The 18220-nt window shown below is 63.6% G+C and carries 16 protein-coding genes; 2 read left to right on the forward strand and 14 right to left on the reverse strand.

Annotated features, from left to right (window positions below; genetic code table 11):
* Positions 1–162 precede the first annotated feature (162 nt).
* The 5 genes from LB515_RS03530 to LB515_RS03550 all read right to left on the reverse strand — a co-directional run bounded on the left by LB515_RS03530 (position 163) and on the right by LB515_RS03550 (position 7012).
* Positions 163–1659: a sugar ABC transporter ATP-binding protein gene (locus LB515_RS03530; RefSeq protein ID WP_224600716.1), complete on the reverse strand. Its 1497-nt coding sequence runs from the start codon at positions 1657–1659 to the stop codon at positions 163–165.
* Positions 1659–2711, reverse strand: coding sequence for a hypothetical protein (locus LB515_RS03535; RefSeq protein ID WP_224600715.1), 1053 nt, complete (start codon positions 2709–2711; stop codon positions 1659–1661). The genes LB515_RS03530 and LB515_RS03535 overlap by 1 nt, the downstream gene beginning before the upstream one ends.
* The gene (locus tag LB515_RS03540; protein WP_224600714.1) at positions 2708–4831 is read right to left on the reverse strand and encodes an ABC transporter permease; all 2124 of its coding nucleotides are present in this window, start codon (positions 4829–4831) and stop codon (positions 2708–2710) included. The genes LB515_RS03535 and LB515_RS03540 overlap by 4 nt, the downstream gene beginning before the upstream one ends.
* An 82-nt stretch (positions 4832–4913) precedes the next feature.
* Positions 4914–5939, reverse strand: coding sequence for a sugar ABC transporter substrate-binding protein (locus tag LB515_RS03545; protein WP_224600713.1), 1026 nt, complete (start codon positions 5937–5939; stop codon positions 4914–4916).
* Positions 5940–6025: 86 nt separating this feature from the next.
* Positions 6026–7012: an ABC transporter permease gene (locus tag LB515_RS03550; protein WP_224706771.1), complete on the reverse strand. Its 987-nt coding sequence runs from the start codon at positions 7010–7012 to the stop codon at positions 6026–6028.
* Positions 7013–7451: 439 nt separating this feature from the next.
* Between LB515_RS03550 and LB515_RS03555 the strand changes: the two genes are divergently transcribed.
* Positions 7452–8453, forward strand: a complete 1002-nt coding sequence (locus LB515_RS03555) for an ornithine cyclodeaminase family protein (protein WP_140838899.1) — start codon at positions 7452–7454, stop codon at positions 8451–8453.
* The gene (gene hutH / locus LB515_RS03560) at positions 8450–9943 is read left to right on the forward strand and encodes a histidine ammonia-lyase (RefSeq protein WP_224706772.1); all 1494 of its coding nucleotides are present in this window, start codon (positions 8450–8452) and stop codon (positions 9941–9943) included. Before LB515_RS03555 ends, hutH begins: the two co-directional genes overlap by 4 nt.
* Positions 9944–9961: 18 nt before the next feature.
* Here the strand turns inward: hutH and LB515_RS03565 are convergent, their stop codons facing one another.
* The 9 genes from LB515_RS03565 to LB515_RS03605 form a co-directional block, all read right to left on the reverse strand.
* Positions 9962–10765 carry a 3-methyl-2-oxobutanoate hydroxymethyltransferase gene (locus LB515_RS03565; protein WP_224706773.1) on the reverse strand — a complete coding sequence of 268 codons (804 nt, stop codon included), beginning with the start codon at positions 10763–10765 and terminating at the stop codon, positions 9962–9964.
* Between the two features lie 30 nt (positions 10766–10795).
* Entirely contained in the window at positions 10796–11110 is a 315-nt protein-coding gene (locus LB515_RS03570) for a MocE family 2Fe-2S type ferredoxin (RefSeq protein ID WP_224706774.1), read from the reverse strand.
* A gap of 29 nt (positions 11111–11139) precedes the next feature.
* The gene (locus LB515_RS03575; RefSeq protein ID WP_224707151.1) at positions 11140–12231 is read right to left on the reverse strand and encodes a fatty acid desaturase family protein; all 1092 of its coding nucleotides are present in this window, start codon (positions 12229–12231) and stop codon (positions 11140–11142) included.
* A gap of 24 nt (positions 12232–12255) precedes the next feature.
* Positions 12256–13170: a sugar phosphate isomerase/epimerase family protein gene (locus LB515_RS03580; RefSeq protein ID WP_224544910.1), complete on the reverse strand. Its 915-nt coding sequence runs from the start codon at positions 13168–13170 to the stop codon at positions 12256–12258.
* Between the two features lie 50 nt (positions 13171–13220).
* Positions 13221–14309, reverse strand: coding sequence for a Gfo/Idh/MocA family protein (locus LB515_RS03585; protein ID WP_224706775.1), 1089 nt, complete (start codon positions 14307–14309; stop codon positions 13221–13223).
* 77 nt (positions 14310–14386) lie between these two features.
* Complete coding sequence (locus LB515_RS03590; protein ID WP_224706776.1) at positions 14387–15451, reverse strand: ABC transporter ATP-binding protein; 1065 nt, start codon at positions 15449–15451, stop codon at positions 14387–14389.
* Entirely contained in the window at positions 15451–16239 is a 789-nt protein-coding gene (locus LB515_RS03595; protein ID WP_224544912.1) for an ABC transporter permease, read from the reverse strand. The genes LB515_RS03590 and LB515_RS03595 overlap by 1 nt, the downstream gene beginning before the upstream one ends.
* Positions 16239–17108: an ABC transporter permease gene (locus tag LB515_RS03600; protein ID WP_140838915.1), complete on the reverse strand. Its 870-nt coding sequence runs from the start codon at positions 17106–17108 to the stop codon at positions 16239–16241. Before LB515_RS03600 ends, LB515_RS03595 begins: the two co-directional genes overlap by 1 nt.
* A 26-nt stretch (positions 17109–17134) precedes the next feature.
* Positions 17135–18199 carry an ABC transporter substrate-binding protein gene (locus tag LB515_RS03605; RefSeq protein WP_224706777.1) on the reverse strand — a complete coding sequence of 355 codons (1065 nt, stop codon included), beginning with the start codon at positions 18197–18199 and terminating at the stop codon, positions 17135–17137.
* Between the last annotated feature and the right edge of the window lie 21 nt (positions 18200–18220).

Consider the following 18220-nt stretch of genomic DNA (forward strand, 5'->3'; position numbering starts at 1 on the left):
GACCGCTGCATCCCACGGCAAAGGTAACGGAATGGATCCTCGGGTCTGCGCGCGTCGCTTCGCTCCTTGCTCCGCCCGTGGATGACGACATGACAAGCGCCTCGGCTAATCTCCAGGGGTGCTCGATCCAATCGCGCGATCATCCGCCGTCGCCTCGCTACCCTAGTGCACCGCCGCGTACATGATCTTCTCCTCCGTCGCCTCCGCCGGCGAGAACTCCTCGACGATGCGGCCCTGGCGGCAGACAAGGATGCGGTCGGACAGGTTCATGATCTCCGGCAGGTAGGACGAGATGACGACGACGGCGAGGCCTTCGTCCGCCAGCCGGTTGATGATCTGGTGTATCTCGGCGATGGCGCCGACATCGACGCCGCGCGTCGGCTCGTCGAAGATGACGATGCGCGGCTGCTGCACCAGACCTTTGCCGATCACCACCTTCTGCTGGTTGCCGCCGGAAAGCTCGACCACGCGGGCGTTGTCGTTGATCGCCTTGATGTTGAGTGTCTTGGTCCATTCGGCCGAGAGCTGCCGCATCTCCTGCTGGTTGATCATCCAGGCCTTCTCGCGGCCGGCGGCAAGCAGGCCACCGAAGAGGTTCTCGGCGATGCCCATGGTCTCGAAGATGCCTTCGCTCTTGCGGTCCTCGGTGACATAGACGATGCCGTCGGCCACCGCCTCGCTCGGCACGAGGTAGCGCACCGGCTTGTCGTCCAATTCAATCGCGCCGCCGCGCAAAAAGTCGCGCTTGTAGATACCCGAGACAATCTTGAAGGTCTCGGTGCGGCCCGATCCGATCAGCCCGAACACGCCGGTGATCTGGCCTTCGAAAATCGAGAAGGAATTGTTGCGCACGATGTTGCTCATCGAGATGTCCTGCACCGAGAGCACTTTCTTGCCGGCCTTGCGCAATTTCGTCTCGTCGCGCTGGCGATAGATCTGCCCCGACAGCGAGCGGCCCACCATGGCCGCGACGATCTTGTCGCGGTCGAAAGCCGATGTCTGGTCGGTGATCACCAGTTCGCCGTCGCGCAGGATGGTGATGCGGTCGGCAATCATCAGCGCCTCTTCCAGCGCGTGGCTGATGAAGACGATCGACACGCCGCGCGCTTTGAGCCTCCGGATCAGCGCGAAGAAATGGCGTTTCTCTTCCGGCGTCAGCGTCGCCGTCGGTTCGTCGAAGATGATGATCTCGGCATTATGGTGGACGGCGCGCGCGATCTCGACCATCTGCCGCTTGGCCGCGCCCAGCGTCGCCACCATCGCATTGGGATCGACCGGAAAATTCAGCGACTGCAGGAATTGCTGCGCCGAGATGTAGGTGCCGCGCAGCCGGTTGAGGAATTTCTCGGTGCCAAGATAAAGGTTCTGCGCCACCGTCATCGACGGCACCAGGCTGGTCTCCTGGAACACCATGGCGATGCCCGCTTCCAGCGCGGCGTGCGGCGATGCATAAGCCGTCTCGACGCCCTTGTGGAACATCTTGCCCGACGTGGCGTCGACGACGCCGGCAATGATCTTGGTCAGCGTCGACTTGCCGGCGCCGTTCTCGCCAAGCAGCGCATGGATCTCGCCCTTCCGCAGATCGAAGGTGACGTTCTTCACCGCCGGAACGCCGCGATAGGTCTTGGTGACGTTTTCCAGACGGACGATCGGTTCCATCAGAAACCTCCCGAAGCGAGGTCGAGCGCCAGGACGCAATCACCGCCCTTCGAGGCGACGAACAGGCGACCGTCTTTTTCCGCCACGCTGCAGATGCCGTGCCGCGTGCCGTTGGCGCGGCTGTGCAGGCTGAATTGCGGCTGCAGGCCCCGATCGAGCTTGACTACCAGCCCATAGGAGCGGCTGGGCGACCACGGCTTGTGGATGCCCATGGTGCGGATGCCGCCGCATTGCAGCGGCTCGAGGAAGCTGCGGTTGGAGGCCAGCGCCGGCGCGATCCAGTAGGCAGGCGGCACCTGGTCGATCATGTCCTGGCGATAATGCGTTTCCTGCAGCACGAATTCGATCAGCCGGTTGCGTGACGCAAATAGCGTCAGCCACGCGCCGCCATCTCCCGCCGGCGACAGCCGCGCGGGATAGCCGGGCAGATGCGTCAGCACCGTCGAGCGGTTGCCAGTCGCGTCAAAGCGCACGAGCTGGTGGCGCCAGCTTTCGCTCACCAGCACGTTGGCACCGACCGGGTGAAGTCCATAGGGAAAGGCGATGTCGCCGGCGATCTTCTGAAAACCGATGCCACCCGCCCCGCACCGCCACAGCGAACCGGATGCGCCCTTCTTCATCAGGTCGGCCGCCCATTGCGACGGAGCATGCGCGCCGGAGCCGTTGGCCAGCCACAACGTGCCGTCATCGGCATAGGCGAGCGCGGTGATGCACCGTATTTCGGCCGGCAGCGAAACCTCCTTGCCGGCAATCAGCAGTCTGCCGCTCTCCAGCCCGACGGTCAGTTCGCCCGATGGCGACAGCGCCAGCGCGGTGATGGGGGATTGAAAGGTTTCGACAGCGACGGGCTCGGAACCAGCCGCAACCGCCAGGATAGCGTTGCCGCTGGAGACAAGCAGCCGCCCGTCAGACACCAGCAGATTGTCCGGCTCGCTCAGTTCGGCGAAGGCCGGCGCGTCGTCCAGCCGCGTGTTGGGACGGAAGGCGCCGTCGAGCGGCGGAATGGTGACCGCTCTGCCGCGAAAGACATCCAGGATCGGATCGAGGATCATGGCTTGCCTCCCCAATAGGAGGCGGGGCTCGTCCAGCTCGGGTCTGCGCCTTCGATCCTGTAGCGCCCGATGCGGTTGTTGAGGATGCCGCCGACGAACAGATATCCCTTGTGCTCGCGCATCGAGGTGACCATCGGATGCGCGTTGCCGGAAAGATCGCCGAGCGTCTCGACGATGCCGCCCTTCTCGTTGAACTTCACCACGCCGCCGGTGTTGATGTTGGGAAACAGCCATTCGTCCTGCGGCAGGCGGCGGGTCATGCGTTTGCGCATGTCGGGATGGCGCAGCGACAGGTCGAAGCTTGGCGTGCGCATGCCGAGCCAGGCCATCCAGTAATTGCCGTCGGAGGCACGGTTGATGTTGTCGGGATAGCCCGGCATGTCGCGGATGACGCATTCGGCGGTGCCGGCCTTCGGTCCTTCCAGCCAATAGCGATGCACGCGGCAGGCCCAGCTTTCGGCAAAGAACAGCGACTTGCCGTCATGCGCCATGCACACGCCGTTGGTGTAGCGGTAGCCGTCCAGCAGCGTCTTGGTCGATCCGTCCTTCGGATCGTAGGCCAAAAGGCGGCCCGTGGCGCGGTTCTCGATCGAGTCCAGCGCCCAATCATGGGCATCATAGCGCTTGGTTGAATCCGTAAAATAGATGCGGCCGTCCGGCGCGATGTCGCAATCATTCGGGTCGCGCAGACGCGCATCGTCGACGATCGAGGTCCAGGAGCGCGCCGTCTCTGCCGAGAGGCGCTTCACCTCCCGGTCCGGCGAGACCGAATAGAGCCCCATGGCGCCGACGCAACTGATCAGATTGCCGGCCCGGTCGAAGGCCAAGCCCAGCGGAAAGCCGCCTATATGGGCAAAGACTTCCGACTTCACATAGTCCGGTGCGAAGAAGCGGACGATCTCGCCATGACGCGTGCCGCAATAGAGATGGTCGTCGCGGTCGAGGATGACGTCCTCCGGCCCCTCCAGCTCGCCGAGCCCGATATGGTCCGCCGCCGACAGCCGGTTGTCGAGCTCGCAGGACGTGCCGGAACCGGGCGCAGCCGATTGCGTCTCGCCCATCTTGAGGTAGACCGGCGCGACATAGACCTCGTTCAGCACCTTGTGGCGGTTCTTCAGCCAGCGGATGTCGATGGTGACGGCAACCGCAAGCAGGATGCCGAGCACCATCTGGTTGGTGCCGGTGCCGTAGCCCAGCCGGATCAGGCCGTTGGTCATGGTCAGAACGATGATGGCGCCCATCAAGCCCTTGACCACCGAGCCGCGTCCGCCGCCAAGGCTGACGCCTCCGACCACCGCCGCCGTCAGCGCCATGATCTCGAGATTGAGGCCGGTGCCCGGCCCTGCCCCGCTCAACCGGCAGGCGATCAGGAAGCCGCCGATCGAGGCGCAGAAGCCTGAGAAGACATAGCTCATGAACACGGTGCGCCGCACCCGGATGCCGGCATTATGCGCGGAGCGCCGGGAGCCGCCCACCGCCAGCACATGCCAGCCTGGGCGCGAGCGCGTCAGCGCGATATGCGTGACGACGGCGAGGATGATGGCCAGCCAGACCGAGACCGACAGGCCCCAGAACGTGCCGTCGCCGATGAAGTCGAGCACATCGGAACTTGCCTGGGAAAGCTGCACGTCGGCGGCATAGGTGGTAACGAGAATGTCGAACAGCGCCCGCCCGAAAATGAAGGTGACCAGCGTTGTCAGGAAGGCACGCAGCCTGAGATAGCCGACGAGGTAGCCGTTGATGGCGCCGAAGACGAGCCCCGTGCAAAGTGCCGCGGCCAAGGCCAGCCAGATCGACTGTTCGAGAATGAAGAAGACGTAGACGGCGGAAAAGCAGGACAGCGCGAAGATTGAGCCCACCGAAAGATCGATGCCGCCGCCCAACATCACCACGGTCATGCCGATGACGACCAGCGAGAACTCGCCGAGCTGTCGCGTGGATTCCTGCAGCGAGGTGAGCTTGAAGAAGCCCGGAATGATCGAGCCGAACACGCCGAGCGTCGCCACCAGCGCCAGGAAAGGTATGGCGTTGTCGGTCCAGCGCTTGGTCAGGATCTCGCCGACCAGATGGTCGGGCACGAGATTGTAGCGCCAGGCCTGGAGGCGTTCACGGAAATTCATCGGCTGCTGCTGTCATTAAAAACGGGAAAGAGGCGGCCGGAACAATCCGGCCACCCCGTGGATGCTTTTCCGGCTGCGCGGCTTATTTCGCCGCCGCTTCGGCTTGCAGAGCCTTCAGGTCCCAGCAGCTGTCGGGCTTGAGGTCGGCCTTGGTCGTCGCCTTCTCCAGCGTGTAGATGTAGGTGTGCGAGGTGCCGGCCGGCTGGCCGCTCTGCAGCAGGAACTTGATGATGGCGTTCATGTCGCCCGACTGGCGGGCAAGATCGGTCATCACCACGGCGCCATAGGTGCCGTCGTTCAGCTTGTCGCAATCGGCCGCCTTCTCGCCGCCGCCGGTGGTGACCAGGAACACCTTGCCCTCGAGCTTGGCGTCGCGAATCGCGGCCGAGGCACCAGTGGCGTCGCCGTCCCAGAAGTCGATGATCGAGCATATGTCCGGGTGCTGCTGCAGCATCGTCGTCGTCACGTTGCGCGAGGTGGTCGCGTCCCAGTTCGAGTCGGGCTTGGCCACCACCTGGAAGTCGGGATGCTTCTCCAGCACCTTCATGATGCCGGCATACTGGTAGAGGCTCGACGAGTTTGCCTGGTCGCCCTGCACCAGGCCGATCTTCTTGGACGAATTCTCGCCGCAGCCTTTGATCGCCGCTTCGGCTTCGAGCTGGCCGAGCTTGTCCCAGTCGCTGCCGACGAAGGCGTCGGCCGGGAAGTTCGCCGGATTGTCGACCAGCAGCACATAGGTGCCGGCGGCCTGCGCCTTCTTCATCAGCTTCGAGTAGGAGTTGAGGTCGGGCGCATGAATGATCAGCACGTCCGGCCGCGTGTCCGAAGCGATGGCGTCGGTGATCGCCTGCGCGCCGGCATCGACCACCCAGTTCGGGTCGCGGGTCTCGAACGTGCCGCCCCAGGCCTCGACTTCCTTCTTCAGGTAGTGCGCCCAACCCTGCGCCAGGTCGAAGCCCATCGCCAGCGGCACCAGCATGACGCGTTTGCCGTTGAGCGCCTTGGCATAGGCGGCGGGGCCTGGATCGTCTGCGGCAAAACTCGGCGCCGCGAAGGCGGTAACGGCGAGCGCCGTGGCGGCGGCCATCAATGTCCTGATTAGTCTCATGTCACACCTCTGGTTCGGTTTTCGTTGCCGGGCGATCGTCGCGATCGCCCGGGTACCCGAGAGCAAGATGGTCTAGCCCATCTGCTCTAAATGTCGCCTTGTTGCGCCGTCTGCTCGTCGCGCGGATTGATGATGCCGTCGACGATGATGGCACCGAGCAGGATCGCCGCCTTGATCAGGTTCTGGTAGAGCAGCGGAATGTCGATAATGGTCATGGCGTTGAGCAGGATGCCGATCAGCGCCGCCCCCACCAGCACGTTGCGCACCCCGCCCCTGCCGCCCGAAAGGCCGATGCCCCCGATCACCGCCACCAGGACGATGTCGTAGAGCAGCGTCGAGTTGACGATGCGGGTGTTGATCGAATGCAGGCTGGCTGCCGTCAAAAGCCCGGCGACCAGCGCCACGAAGGCCGAAAGCACGTAGCGCAGCACCAGCATGGGCCGTACCGGAACGCCGATGTTGCGGGCAGCGACCGGATTGTCGCCGGCGAAATAGATGAAGCGGCCCCATTTGGTGTAGCGCAGGAACAGGAACACCAGGAAGGCCAGCCCGGCGAAGACGAACACCTCGACAGGAATATCGAGGAAGCGGACGCCGCCGAGCAGCTCGACCCAGTGTCCGCCGGGCACCGGCACGGCATCCTGCGTGATCAGTTGCGAGCGCACATAGCCGAACACGAAAGAGCCGGTGGCCAAGGTCACGAAGATCGCCGGCACGTCGGCATAGGCGACGAGAAAGCCGTTGAGCAGGCCGATGGCTAAAACGCCCGCCAGCACATAGACGAAGGCGAGCCCGTCCGAGGTTCCGGTGTTGAGCAGTTGCAGGTACCAGGCGACCGACATCGCCATGATCGCCACCGCCGAAAGGTCGATGCCGCGGCCGATGATGACGACCGCCATGCCAAGCGCCAGAATGCCGAGGACCGAGACCGAGCGCACGATGGCCACCAGATTGTCGGCGGTCAGGAAACCGGGCAGGCCCAGCGCAGCGGCGGCGAACAACAGGATGGCGATCGCAAAGACGATGCCTTCCTGATTAAGGCGCCTCCAGTTCGGCCAGCCGGTCGCATTCATCGCTTGTGTCTTTCGCCCCGAGGGCAAGGCCTTGCCGGCCTGCACCCCGCACGAAAGCTAATCGGCTCAACAGCGGCTCGTCAAATGAATCCGCGTTCAAGAACCGCGCCTCTCCGACTATTTTCCGAGTGGACGCATCGATTGCCGTAACTGGCGCAATTGGCGGAAACTCTTGGGCTTTTGGCAGTTCATTGCCGTGATCGCACGGCGCGCGAAAGAACCTGTTCGGACCCCGCGGGACCGGCGCAATTCGAGTCCGCAAAATGCGCCCGACACGACGTCAATTGTTCGCTGAATGGCCTGAAATCTCGGCGCGGCATCGGCCGGCAGGACTAGGCAAACATCGCCGTGGCGCCGGCCCAGTCCAAAGCTTATCCAACAAACTTCCGTGTCGCCGTTTCGCCTGTTATGGATGAGCCGGGGTGGCCGAGGAAAACGCATGAAGCCGATTTATATCGACTATCTCAATGCTCTCGACATCGAAGCGCTTGCCATGACCGACGCCGAGATCATCGGCGCCGTCGAAGCCGGGCTCGTCGCGCAGGGCAACGGCCAGACGGTGATCGAGCCGCGCGTCCATCTCGAGCCGGATCCCTCCTTCCACGGCCACTTCAACGTCCTGCGCGGCTATGTGGCGCCGCTCGACGCCGCCGGCGTGAAGATCGTCGGTGACTATGTCGAGAACTACAGGCACGGCCTGCCGTCGGAATTCGGCATTCTCAATCTTTTCGATCCGCGCACCGGCACGCCGCGCGCCATCCTCGACGCCACCGTCATCACCGACATGCGCACCGGCGCGGTCACCGCCATCGGCGCCAAGCATCTGGCGAAGAAGTCGTCCAAGGTGCTCGGCCATATCGGCGCGCGCGGCACCGCCTATTGGAACGTGCGCCTGCTCGACCATCTCTTCGACTTCGACGAGATCCGCGTCCACTCACGCCGCCCCGAAAGCCGCGATAGCTTTGTCGCTAGGCTGGCGGCCGACCTCGGCAAGCCGGTCATGGCCGTGGCTGACTGGAAAAGCTGCGTCGAAGGCGCCGACATCGTCGTCGAAGCCTCGCGGCTGCCGGAACCGCAGCCGCTGCTCAAGACCGAATGGATCAAGCGCGGCGCGTTGGTCGTGCCCTATGGCACGATGAGCGCGGTCGAGCTGTCATTGACCGATATCATGCAGAAGATCGTCGTCGATGACTGGGGCCAGTGCAAGGGCGGCAAGTTCGGCTCGCTGCGCGCCCATGTCGAGACGGGACGGCTGAGCGAGGCGACGCTGCATGCCGAGCTCGGCCAGATCGCGGCCGGCCTCAAAGCCGGCCGGCAAAGCGATGGCGAGACGATCCTGTTCTGGCATCGCGGCCTCTCGCTGTCGGACATCGCGCTCGGCAAGGCCATGCTCGCCAAGGCCGGCGAAAACGGCATCGGCCAGAGGCTGCGCTTCGCATGAGCCCGCTCGCTCTCACCGGCGCCGGCGTCAGCATCGAGGATGTGGTTGCCGCCGCGCGCAACGCCTGCAAGGTCGAGATCACGCCTGCCGTGCTTGAAAAGCTCGACAAGGCTCGCCAGGTCCTCGATGCCGCCGCCGCGGGCCAGCAGATTTACGGGCTGAACACCGGGCTCGGCGCCAATCTCGTCACGGCTGTCGAAGGCGACGCCGGCGCCTTCCAGCGCCAGCTGATCGAAGGCCGCAGCGCCGCCGTTGGCGATGCTCTGCCGGTTCCGGTGGTGCGGGCGGCGATGTTCGCCCGCCTTGCGATGCTCGCCGCCGGCGGCTCGGGCCTGTCGCCGCGCGTGTTCAGCGCGCTGATCGATGCGCTCAATGCCGGCGTGCATCCGGTGATGCCGTCGCTGGGTTCGATCGGCGCCGGCGATCTTCTGCTGATGACGGCGGTCGCCCGCGTGCTGATTGGCGATGGCGAAGCCGAATATCAGGGCCGCCGCATGCCTGCCGCCAAGGCGCTGATGATGGCGCGGCTTGCACCCGTCACGCTCTCGCCGAAGGACGGTCTTTCCCTGATCAACGCTTCGGCGGTTTCCGTCGGGACCGGAGCGCTGGCGCTGACCGATGCGCTGTCGGCGCTCGACCAGCAGCAGCAGGCCGGCGCGCTGACGATGGAAGGCATCGGCGCCAACCGCACCATTCTCGATCCGCGCCAGCATCAGGCACGCCCGGGCGCCTGCCAGCAGCTTGCGGCAAAGGCGCTGCGCGACCTCTTGGCGCGCGATGAGGCGCCGGAGCCGACCACCATCCAGGACCCGCTGTCGATCCGCTGCATGCCCTCGATCCACGGCGCGCTGATCCAGGCCATCGACCATGCCAGACTGGCTGTCGAGATCGAGCTCAACGCCGCCGCCGACAATCCGCTGGTGCTTGCCGAGGATGAGCTGGTCATGTCGACCGGCAACTTCCATACCGCGTCGCTGGCGCTCGCCTTCGAGACCCTTGGCCTGGCGATCGCGCAATGCGCGGCAGCGTCCGCCGCGCGCTTCGTCCAGCTCACCGGCTCGACCCGCCACGGCCTGCCGAAATATTTGTCGCCAGTCGGCGGTGCGTCTGCCGGCTTCGTGCCGTTGCAGAAGACGGTGACGGCGATCCTGGCCGCGATGCGCCACAAGGCCAATCCGGTGATGCTCGATTTCCTGCCCGTGTCCGAGGGCGTCGAGGACCACGCCACGCAGACGCCGCTCGCCATCGCCAAATGCGCCGAGATGATCGTGCTGTGGCGGCGACTGATCGCCTTGGAACTAATGGCTGCAGCGCAGGCCGTCGACTTGCGCGAGGGCATGGCGCTCGCGCCGGCCACCGGCGCGATCCACGCGGCCGTGCGTTCGCATGTGGCGACGCTCAAGGAAGACAGGCCGCTCGGCATCGATGCCGAAGCGCTTTATGCCGTCCTTGTCAGCGGAATCTGGCAAGGGCCCCCGGCAACGGGCTGACGGTTTTCGACTCTTGGTTCAGGGCTTTGCGTCCACCTTCTTCATGAAGAGGGTGAGCTCTTCCGGATCCATATGCACGACATGCCTGTCTTCGGGATAGGCGCCGCTGTTGACGTCGGCGACATATTCGGAAAACGCCGCGATGCGCTCCTGCTGCAGCCGGTCATATTCGGCGGCGAAATTGCGATAGACTTTTGAGTGGCGCGGCATGTGACCGCGATTGGTGCCGAGAATATCCTCGGCGAACAGATATTGCGCATCGCAGCCCGTGCCTGCGCCCATCGAGAGCATGATCAGGGGGGTGCGCTCCGAGATCGCCTTCGCCACTTCCACCGGCACCACCTCGATCTCGGCGCCGATCGCGCCGGCGGCCTCGAGCTGCTTGACCGCCTCGAACACCTGCATGGCCGTATCGGCTGTCTTGCCGACCGCCTTGAAGCCGCCGGTCCAGGTCGCGCGCGACGGGATCAGGCCGACATGGCCGATCACCGGGATGGCGTCGTCGGCCATGCGCTTGATCGTGGCGTATCCGGCGCTGCAATAGACCGCGTCGGCGCCGGCTTTGTAGAGCCGGAACGACCAGCGCACGAAATCGTCGGCCGTGCCGATCTCGAAGAAATTGTCGCCCGGCATAGTGAAGAGGCTGGGCGCGGCGTCGCGATATTGCGGGTTGAGAACCAGGTCCGGCGGCACCGAGACGATGTCGACCCCTGCCCGCTCGGCGGCCTCGGCTTCCTCCAGCGTCAGCACGCGCAGCATGGTCAATTGCCGCTTGCCCTTCATGGCGCGCAGATCGGCAACGGTCGGTCTCTTCCGGCTCATTGATTTGTCCCTGTTGATTCGCCCACGGCCTTAGCCGATATCAATCATCACCTTACCGGCCTCGACCTTGACCGGATAGGTCTTGAGGTTGACGCAGACCGGCGCGCCCTTGGCCTGGCCGGTCTTGTAGTTGAAGCGGCCATTGTGCTTGGGGCATTCGATGATGTCGTCCATCACCAGCCCATCGGCGAGAAGGGCCTTTTCATGCGTGCAGAAGCCGTCCGTGGCAAAGAACGCGTCTTCCGGCGAGCGGTAGATCGCGAAGGTGCGGCCGCCATGGTCGAAGCGGATCACATCCTCCTCGTCCACGTCGTCCACCGCGCATGCTTCGACCCACTCCGCCATCGTCTTTCTCCAATTTGCCTAAGCTGCTCCTATTCGGCGGCCGCCGCCGTTATGGCGAGATCGTGGAACTCGCCGCGATAAGGCTTGGCCGTCGGCGGCAATTCGCGCTTGAGATAATAGTCCTCGTATTTCAGCTGCCTGAGCAGCACCGGCCAGACCTCGCGATAGGCATGCCACATCGACGGGTTCGGCACCGGCAGATCGTGCTTGATCAGCTCATGCAGCTTCGGCAGGGCGTGGTACGGCACCATCGGGAACATGTGGTGCTCTACATGGTAGTTCATGTTCCAGTAGATGAAGCGGCTGATCGGGTTCATGTAGACGGTGCGCGTGTTCAGCCGGTGATCGGTGACGTTGTCGGCCAGCCCGATATGCTGCAACAGCCCCGTCAGCACCATGTGCCAGGTGCCGTAGAGCCGCGGCAGGCCGATCAATACGAGCGGTATCCATGATCCAAGCGCGATCGCGACAGCAATCGTCGCGGCGTAGACGACCATGTGCCAGCGCGCCGCGGTCACCGCCTTGTGCTGCTCCATCTCAGGAATGTAGCTCTTCTCCTCGTCCGACAATCTGCCGAAGGCCTGGCGCACCAGGCTCGGCAGCGAATAACGGAAGTCGAGGATGCCGGTGAAGGCCAAAGCCGCCTTGATGAGGTCCGGCGGCCGCATCACCGCGATCTCGGCGTCGCGGCCGACGATGATGGTGTCGGTGTGGTGGCGCGCATGGCTCCAGCGCCACTGCACCGGGTTGCGCATCAGCATGAACGAGGCGATGTGGTAGACGACGTCGTTCATCCAGCGCGTGCGGAAGGCGGTGCCGTGGCCGCATTCGTGCCAGCGCGAGTCGCTTGACGAGCCGTAGAGCACGCCATAGACGAACAGGAACGGCACGACCCACCAACTGCCCCAGAACCAGACGATGCCGGCCGCCGAGCCCAGGATCGCGACGATCCAGATGATGGTGTCGCGGATCGCCGGCCCATCGGAGCGCTGCATCAATTCCTTCATGGTCTTGCGCGGCACGTCGGTATGGTACCACTCGGCCGAGGCGAGCCCGGTCTCGATCGCAAGCCGAGTGCTTTCGCCGACAAGGCTGTAGTCGCGCTTGCTGCTGCCGGCCATCGCCATCGTCATATTCCCCAGCCGTCAAACTCCGTTGGCGCAGAATTTCTCATCGAGGAATTTTTTCGCGCGCGGCACGTCGTCCTCGGTCAGGTGCTCGATGATCACCGGGATGTTCGGATGCTTCTCGCTGAGCCGCTTCAGATAGAGGTCGTAGTTCAGCGCGCCGAGGCCCGGCGCCGGCAGCTCGATCTCGCCGACGCCGCGGAAGGTAAGCCCCTCATGCGCGTCCGCGTCACCGATATCGGCATGCTTTTCGGTTTTGTCGCTGCCCGAGCGCTTGACGTCCTTGGCATGCGCGATCCTAATCTTGTCGCTCAGCGTGTCGAACACCTGGTTCAGCACCTGGTCCATGCGGTCGATGTTGTGCGCCTCGAAGTAATTGGTCGGATCCATCAACAGGCCGAGGCCGGGGTGGTCGACCTGTGCGAACATCCTGACCGTCTCCTCGACCGAACCGACGACGTTGTTGACATAGGTCTCAAGCAGAAACACTGCGCCGTGGTCGTAAGCCGTCCGGGCAAGGTCGGAAATCACTTTGCGGCATTCCTCGAACCCCTCCTCGGTCTTGTTCTTCGGGTGGTGAACCCAGTCGGATTCGGTGTTGTAGGTGCCGGTCTCCGAGATCACGTAAGGGCTGCCGAATTCGCGCGCGTTGCGGATAATCTCCTTCAGATACGCCAGTCGCCTGTCGCGCTCGGTCTTGTCCGGATGAATGATGTTGGTGTAGCCGGACACGCAGCAGACTGGCAGGTTATGATCGCGAAAAGTGTCGCGCACTTTCCGCGCCTTTTCCGTGGAGATCTGCCCGGCCGACAGGTCGATATCCTTGAAATGCAGGTCGAGCTGCACGGTGTTGAAGCCGAGCGCACGGATGCGCCTGGCGGACTCTTCCAGCTCGTAGGGAAAATAGCCTGTGAAGATACCTGCCTGCATCATGAGGTGAAGTCCTCTGGGTAAGCGATTCAGTTGCCCTGCCTTTTAGTCGCCTAGTCGACAGAGATTTCGGACAGCCTGATCGTGCGACCTTCCGCCATCGAACGGTAGCCGGCCTCGACCAGCGCCATGGTCTTGACATTGTCGGCGACCGACAGCGCCGGCGGCGTGCCGGTCTTCAGCGCGTATTGCAACTGCTCCATGACGCCGATGAATGCATGCGGAAACCACATCGTCTCCCAGCTTGGGCTGACCCATTTGCCGCCCGTCGTTTCGCTCGAGGCATGGGTCAACGTCGACGCGACGCCCTTCGGCCATCCAATCGTGCCCTTGGCGACGCCCTTGATGCCGTCGACCCGCCAATTGATGTGCTGATCGTCCTCGTAACCCTCCTGGCGCGGGCCGGACCAGACGTCCTCCAGCGAAACGGCAAGCACGCCCGAGGGGAAGCGCAGCGTCGACACGGTGATGCCGTCCGAGTGCTCGAACGCCGTGCGCGGATCCTTGCGCGTCAGCGTGGTTATCTCCTCCGGTTCGCCAAAAAGGAAACGCAGCACGTCGAGGTGATGCACGCTCATATTGGCGAGCGTCAGTCGGTCGTAATCGGCAAGGAAGGTCTGCCAGTGCGGGATCGCGTGCATGTCGATCTCGGCAAAGACGATGTCGCCAAGCGCGCCGCTGTCTATGATCTGCTTCAAGACGCGCATCGACTGATCATAGCGCATGTTCTGATTGACCGAGAGGATCTTGCCGGCCTTCGCCGCATCGTCGCGCAGCTTGACGGCTTCCTCGACCGACAGCGCCAGGGGTTTTTGCGCCAGGATCGCCTTGATGTGCTTCTGCTTCAGCGCGTGGCGGATCAAAGCCGGTTGCTGATCGGGCGGAAAGGCCAGATCGACGATCTCGACCTGGCTGTCCTCGATCAATTGCTCCGGCGTCTCGTGGACGGTCGCAATATTCCAGCGATCGGCGACCTTCTGCGCATTGGCCTTGGTGCGCGATGCTATGGCGACCACCGGAAAACCGGCTTCGCGATAGGCGGCGAGATGGCATTCTGCCATGATCATGCCGGCGCCGATACAGCCGATCCGGTATTCCCTGACCCGAACTGTCACGTCCGGTTCGAAGCCTATACTCGCCATCCATTCCTCCCTTGGAGGATGGATATAACGCCATGGTCCGGACCTCAGCCAAGGCCCGCGCCATCATTTCCCATCAGTCAGGCCGCGATCAGCACCGTGCTGTCCGGCGACCAGCTCAGCACGACGGGCTGACCCTCTGCGAGGCGCTCGGCGCCGGTGTTCTGGACGATCACCTTCAGCGTCTGGCCGAAGCGGTCGACGAAATAGGTGCTGTTGTTGCCGGCAAAGATGCGTTTCGAGACCTGCCCCGTGAGCGTGTTGACATTGGCTGGATCGGGCTTTGCCGCGCCGGGCGAAATCCGGATGCGCTCGGGCCGAACGGCGCAGCTCGCCTTGGCGCCGGCCGGCACCGATGCGCCTGTCGAAGCCGCGATCGTCGTGCCGTCGGGTAGCTTGATCCCTGAGCCGGTCGCGTTGCCGTGAAAGATATTGGCGTCGCCGAGGAAAGTCGCGGCGAACTCGCTTTGCGGCCTGTCGTAGATCTCTTCCGGCGGTCCTTCCTGCACCAGCCTGCCGTCGCGCAATATGCCGATGCGGTCGCTCATCGTCAGCGCTTCTTCCTGGTCGTGGGTGACGAAAATGGTCGTGATGCCGATCTCGCGCTGGATGCGCTTCAGCTCGATCTGCATGTCGACGCGCAATGCCTTGTCGAGCGCGCCGAGCGGCTCGTCGAGCAAGAGCACGCGCGGCTTGGTAACGATGGCCCGCGCCAGCGCCACGCGCTGGCGCTGGCCGCCGGAGAGCTGATGCGGCCTTCGCCCGCCGAGCTTGCCGAGCTGCACGAGATCGAGCGCGCGTTGCACTTCCGCAGCGATTGTCGCTTTCGGCTCGCCGCGCACCGACAGGCCGAAGGCGATATTGTCGGCAACGCTCATATTGGGAAACAGCGCATAGTTCTGGAACACCATGCCGATGCGCCGCTTTTCGACCGGCACGCGCTCGACGCTCTCGCCGCCGATCGCAATGCGGCCGGAATCCGGAAAATCGAAGCCGGCGATCTGGCGGAGCAGCGTGGTCTTGCCGCTGCCGGACGGTCCGAGCAGCGCATAGAAGCCGCCATCGGCAAAGTCGATCGAGACATCGTCCAGCGCCTTGTGCGCGCCGAAGCTGCGCGAAACGTTCGCGACCTGGACGCCAGCCATTATTTCTCTCCACCAAACTTGAAGAAGCGCGCCGTGAGCAGCATCAGCGCCATCGACACGACAATGATGATCGTCGAGACCGCGTTGATCTCGGGCGTGAAACCCTTGCGGATCGCGGCATAGATTTCGACCGGCAATGTCGTCTGGCCGGGCGTCGACAGGAAATACGAGACCACGAACTGGTCGAACGACACGGCGAAGGCGAACAGCCCGCCGGCGATCACCCCAGGCATGATCCACGGCAAAGTAACCCGCATGGTCACCTGCCACTGGTTGGCGCCGAGCGAGCGCGCCGCTTCCTCCAGCTCTGGCGCGAAGGTCTGCAGCCGGGCCGACACGACGACGATCACATAAGGCAGCGCCAGCGCGACATGGCCGAGCAGGATTGCCACCAGCCCGCGGCCGATGCCGACGCCGAAGAAGAAGATCAGCATTGCCGTGCCGGTGATCAGCCACGGGATGGCGATCGGTGGGAAGAGCAGCGCCTGCAGGACTTTCTTGCCGCGGAAGTCGTAACGGTAGAGCGCCAGCGAGGCCATCGAGCCCAGCACCGTCGAGATCAAAGTGGTGATGACGGCGATCTCGATGCTGTTCCAGGTCGCCGCGATCAACTGGTCGTTCTGCCAGAGCGATGAATACCAGTCCGTCGTCCATTCGAACGGCAATTGGTAGAAGGGCGAAGCGTTGAAGGACATCGCCGCCATGATGATGATCGGCAGGTAGAGGAAGCCGAGCAAAAGCACGATGTAGAAGCGCCCGAGCCATTCGAGGACGCGCGTCGTCGCCATCACGCAGCCCTCCGCAGGACAGGCGCGGCCAGCGCCAGGATGATCAGCACGACCGCGAGCAGGATAAAGGAGAGTGCCGCGCCCAGCGGCCAGTTGAAGACGGCGACGAACTGGTCCTCGATGATGGTGCCGTAGAAGGTACCGGTGCGGCCGCCGAGGATGCGCGGCTCCATGAAGGAGCCGACTACCGGTACGAAGATCAGCGCGGCACCCGCGATCAGGCCCGGCATCGACAGCGGGATGATCACCCGCCACAGCACCTGCCGCCGCGATGCGCCAAGCGAGCGGCCCGCCTCGATCAGCGAATCATCGATGGCCTGCAGCGTGAGATAGCAGGTCAGCACCATATAGGGCACATAGGAGTGCACCAGGCCGATGATGACGGCTGGGTAGGAATACATGAGATCAATGTTGATCTTGAACGGTAGCAACGCATTGAGCGCGGTGTCGAGGATGCCGCCTTCGCGCAGCACCATCGCCCAGGAGAAGATGCGCACCAGCCCGTTCGACCAGAAGGGCAGGATAACGAGCAGGAAGATCGCCTCGCGGCTGCGCCCTTTCAGCACCTTCGCAAGCACATAGGCCGCCGGGTAGCCGATGACGACGCACCACAGCGTCACCTCCAGCCCGAGCCGCAGCGATGAAAACAACAGCGTCGAATAGAGGCTCTGCGAGAAGAAAGCTGCATAGTTGCCGAGCGTGAACGACCATTCCTTTCCGGCCAGCGGCAGGTCGGTCATGAAGGAGAAGAACACCATGGCCGACAGCGGCAGGAAGATCGCCACCGTCAGCCACAGATAGGCCGGAAGGAGAAGCGGCAAGGCCGGCCTCAGTCCGCGGCGCGAACCGATCGCAAGCTGGTCAGCCATCTGCCTCTCCTCACCGAAAGACGTGATTACTTCACGTTGACCTTCAGCTCCTGCCACAGCGCCAGGTATTTCTCGCGCTGCGCGTCGGTGATCGGCGCCTGGAACTGGATGCGCTTTGCGACCTCGGGGCTGCCCATGACCTTGCGGTTGAAGGCGTCCTCGGGCAGCGCGTCGACAGCCTTGGTGTTGGCCGAAACCGGCGCGCCAACCTTGGTGACCCATTCGACGTAGAATTTCGGGTCGATCATATAGTTGATGAAGGCCTCGGCGCCCGCGACATTCTTCGAGCCGACCGGGATCGAAAAGGCGTCGAGCCAGGCGACGGCGCCTTCCTGCGGGATGACCAGCGAGACCGGCAGCTTGAAATGGGTCTTGGCGCGGTCGGCCGAGCCGCTCCAATAGGTGCCGATGTCGATCTGGTTGGAGGCGACCATCTGGTTCCAGTCGTTCTCCGAGCTCCAGAAGGTCTTGATCTGCGGCATCAGCGAGGTGAGCTTCGCCTTGACCGCGTCCATATCCTTGATGTCGTTGATGTTCTGCCCCGACGCGATCGCGCCGAACTGCACCGCCTCGACGGCGTCGTCGCGGATGATGACGCGGCCCTTATGCGCCGGGTTCCACATCTCGGCGATGCTCGTCGGCGGCTTGTCGAAGGACTTGTCGTTGATCGCCAGAGCCGTCAGGCCCCACACCCACGGCACGCCATAGACCTTGCCGTCATGGTTGAGCATCGGCGAGCTGGCCTTGTCCTTGGCGATATCGGCATAGTTGGAAAGCTTCGAGACGTCGATCGGCTGGATCAGCTTGCCGGCCATCGCCTGGTCGTTGAAGGCGGCGTTGATCATGACGACGTCGTAGAGGCCGGGATTGGTGCGGATCTTGGTCAGCATCTCCTGTTCGGAGTTGAAGAAGTCGTTGACCACCTTGAAGCCGGTCGCCTTCTCGAAATTGGCGACCGCCCATGGCTCGTCGGCGCCATAGCCTTTCCAGTTGAGCACATGCACTTCCTCGGCGGCCCGTGCGGCCGGCGTGAAGGCGGAGACGAAGACGGCCGTCGCCGTCAGGAAAGCGGTCAGTCTGGGCATGCGCATGTTCTTTTCCTCTCATTGTTT

It is taken from the genome of Mesorhizobium sp. CA15 (assembly GCF_020165215.1).
Classification (GTDB): domain Bacteria; phylum Pseudomonadota; class Alphaproteobacteria; order Rhizobiales; family Rhizobiaceae; genus Mesorhizobium.

Excerpts from the sequence above, each read along its gene's own strand:
- LB515_RS03565 (WP_224706773.1), bottom strand. The coding sequence starts at position 10,765 with ATGAGCCGGAAGAGACCGACCGTTGCCGATCTGCGCGCCATGAAGGGC.
- LB515_RS03595 (WP_224544912.1), bottom strand. The coding sequence starts at position 16,239 with ATGGCGACGACGCGCGTCCTCGAATGGCTCGGGCGCTTCTACATCGTG.
- LB515_RS03530 (WP_224600716.1), bottom strand. The coding sequence starts at position 1,659 with ATGGAACCGATCGTCCGTCTGGAAAACGTCACCAAGACCTATCGCGGC.
- LB515_RS03555 (WP_140838899.1), top strand. The coding sequence starts at position 7,452 with ATGAAGCCGATTTATATCGACTATCTCAATGCTCTCGACATCGAAGCG.
- LB515_RS03535 (WP_224600715.1), bottom strand. The coding sequence starts at position 2,711 with ATGATCCTCGATCCGATCCTGGATGTCTTTCGCGGCAGAGCGGTCACC.
- LB515_RS03600 (WP_140838915.1), bottom strand. The coding sequence starts at position 17,108 with ATGGCTGACCAGCTTGCGATCGGTTCGCGCCGCGGACTGAGGCCGGCC.
- LB515_RS03590 (WP_224706776.1), bottom strand. The coding sequence starts at position 15,451 with ATGGCTGGCGTCCAGGTCGCGAACGTTTCGCGCAGCTTCGGCGCGCAC.
- LB515_RS03570 (WP_224706774.1), bottom strand. The coding sequence starts at position 11,110 with ATGGCGGAGTGGGTCGAAGCATGCGCGGTGGACGACGTGGACGAGGAG.
- LB515_RS03585 (WP_224706775.1), bottom strand. The coding sequence starts at position 14,309 with ATGGCGAGTATAGGCTTCGAACCGGACGTGACAGTTCGGGTCAGGGAA.
- LB515_RS03575 (WP_224707151.1), bottom strand. The coding sequence starts at position 12,231 with ATGGCCGGCAGCAGCAAGCGCGACTACAGCCTTGTCGGCGAAAGCACT.
- LB515_RS03545 (WP_224600713.1), bottom strand. The coding sequence starts at position 5,939 with ATGAGACTAATCAGGACATTGATGGCCGCCGCCACGGCGCTCGCCGTT.
- hutH (WP_224706772.1), top strand. The coding sequence starts at position 8,450 with ATGAGCCCGCTCGCTCTCACCGGCGCCGGCGTCAGCATCGAGGATGTG.
- LB515_RS03605 (WP_224706777.1), bottom strand. The coding sequence starts at position 18,199 with ATGCGCATGCCCAGACTGACCGCTTTCCTGACGGCGACGGCCGTCTTC.
- LB515_RS03550 (WP_224706771.1), bottom strand. The coding sequence starts at position 7,012 with ATGAATGCGACCGGCTGGCCGAACTGGAGGCGCCTTAATCAGGAAGGC.
- LB515_RS03540 (WP_224600714.1), bottom strand. The coding sequence starts at position 4,831 with ATGAATTTCCGTGAACGCCTCCAGGCCTGGCGCTACAATCTCGTGCCC.
- LB515_RS03580 (WP_224544910.1), bottom strand. The coding sequence starts at position 13,170 with ATGATGCAGGCAGGTATCTTCACAGGCTATTTTCCCTACGAGCTGGAA.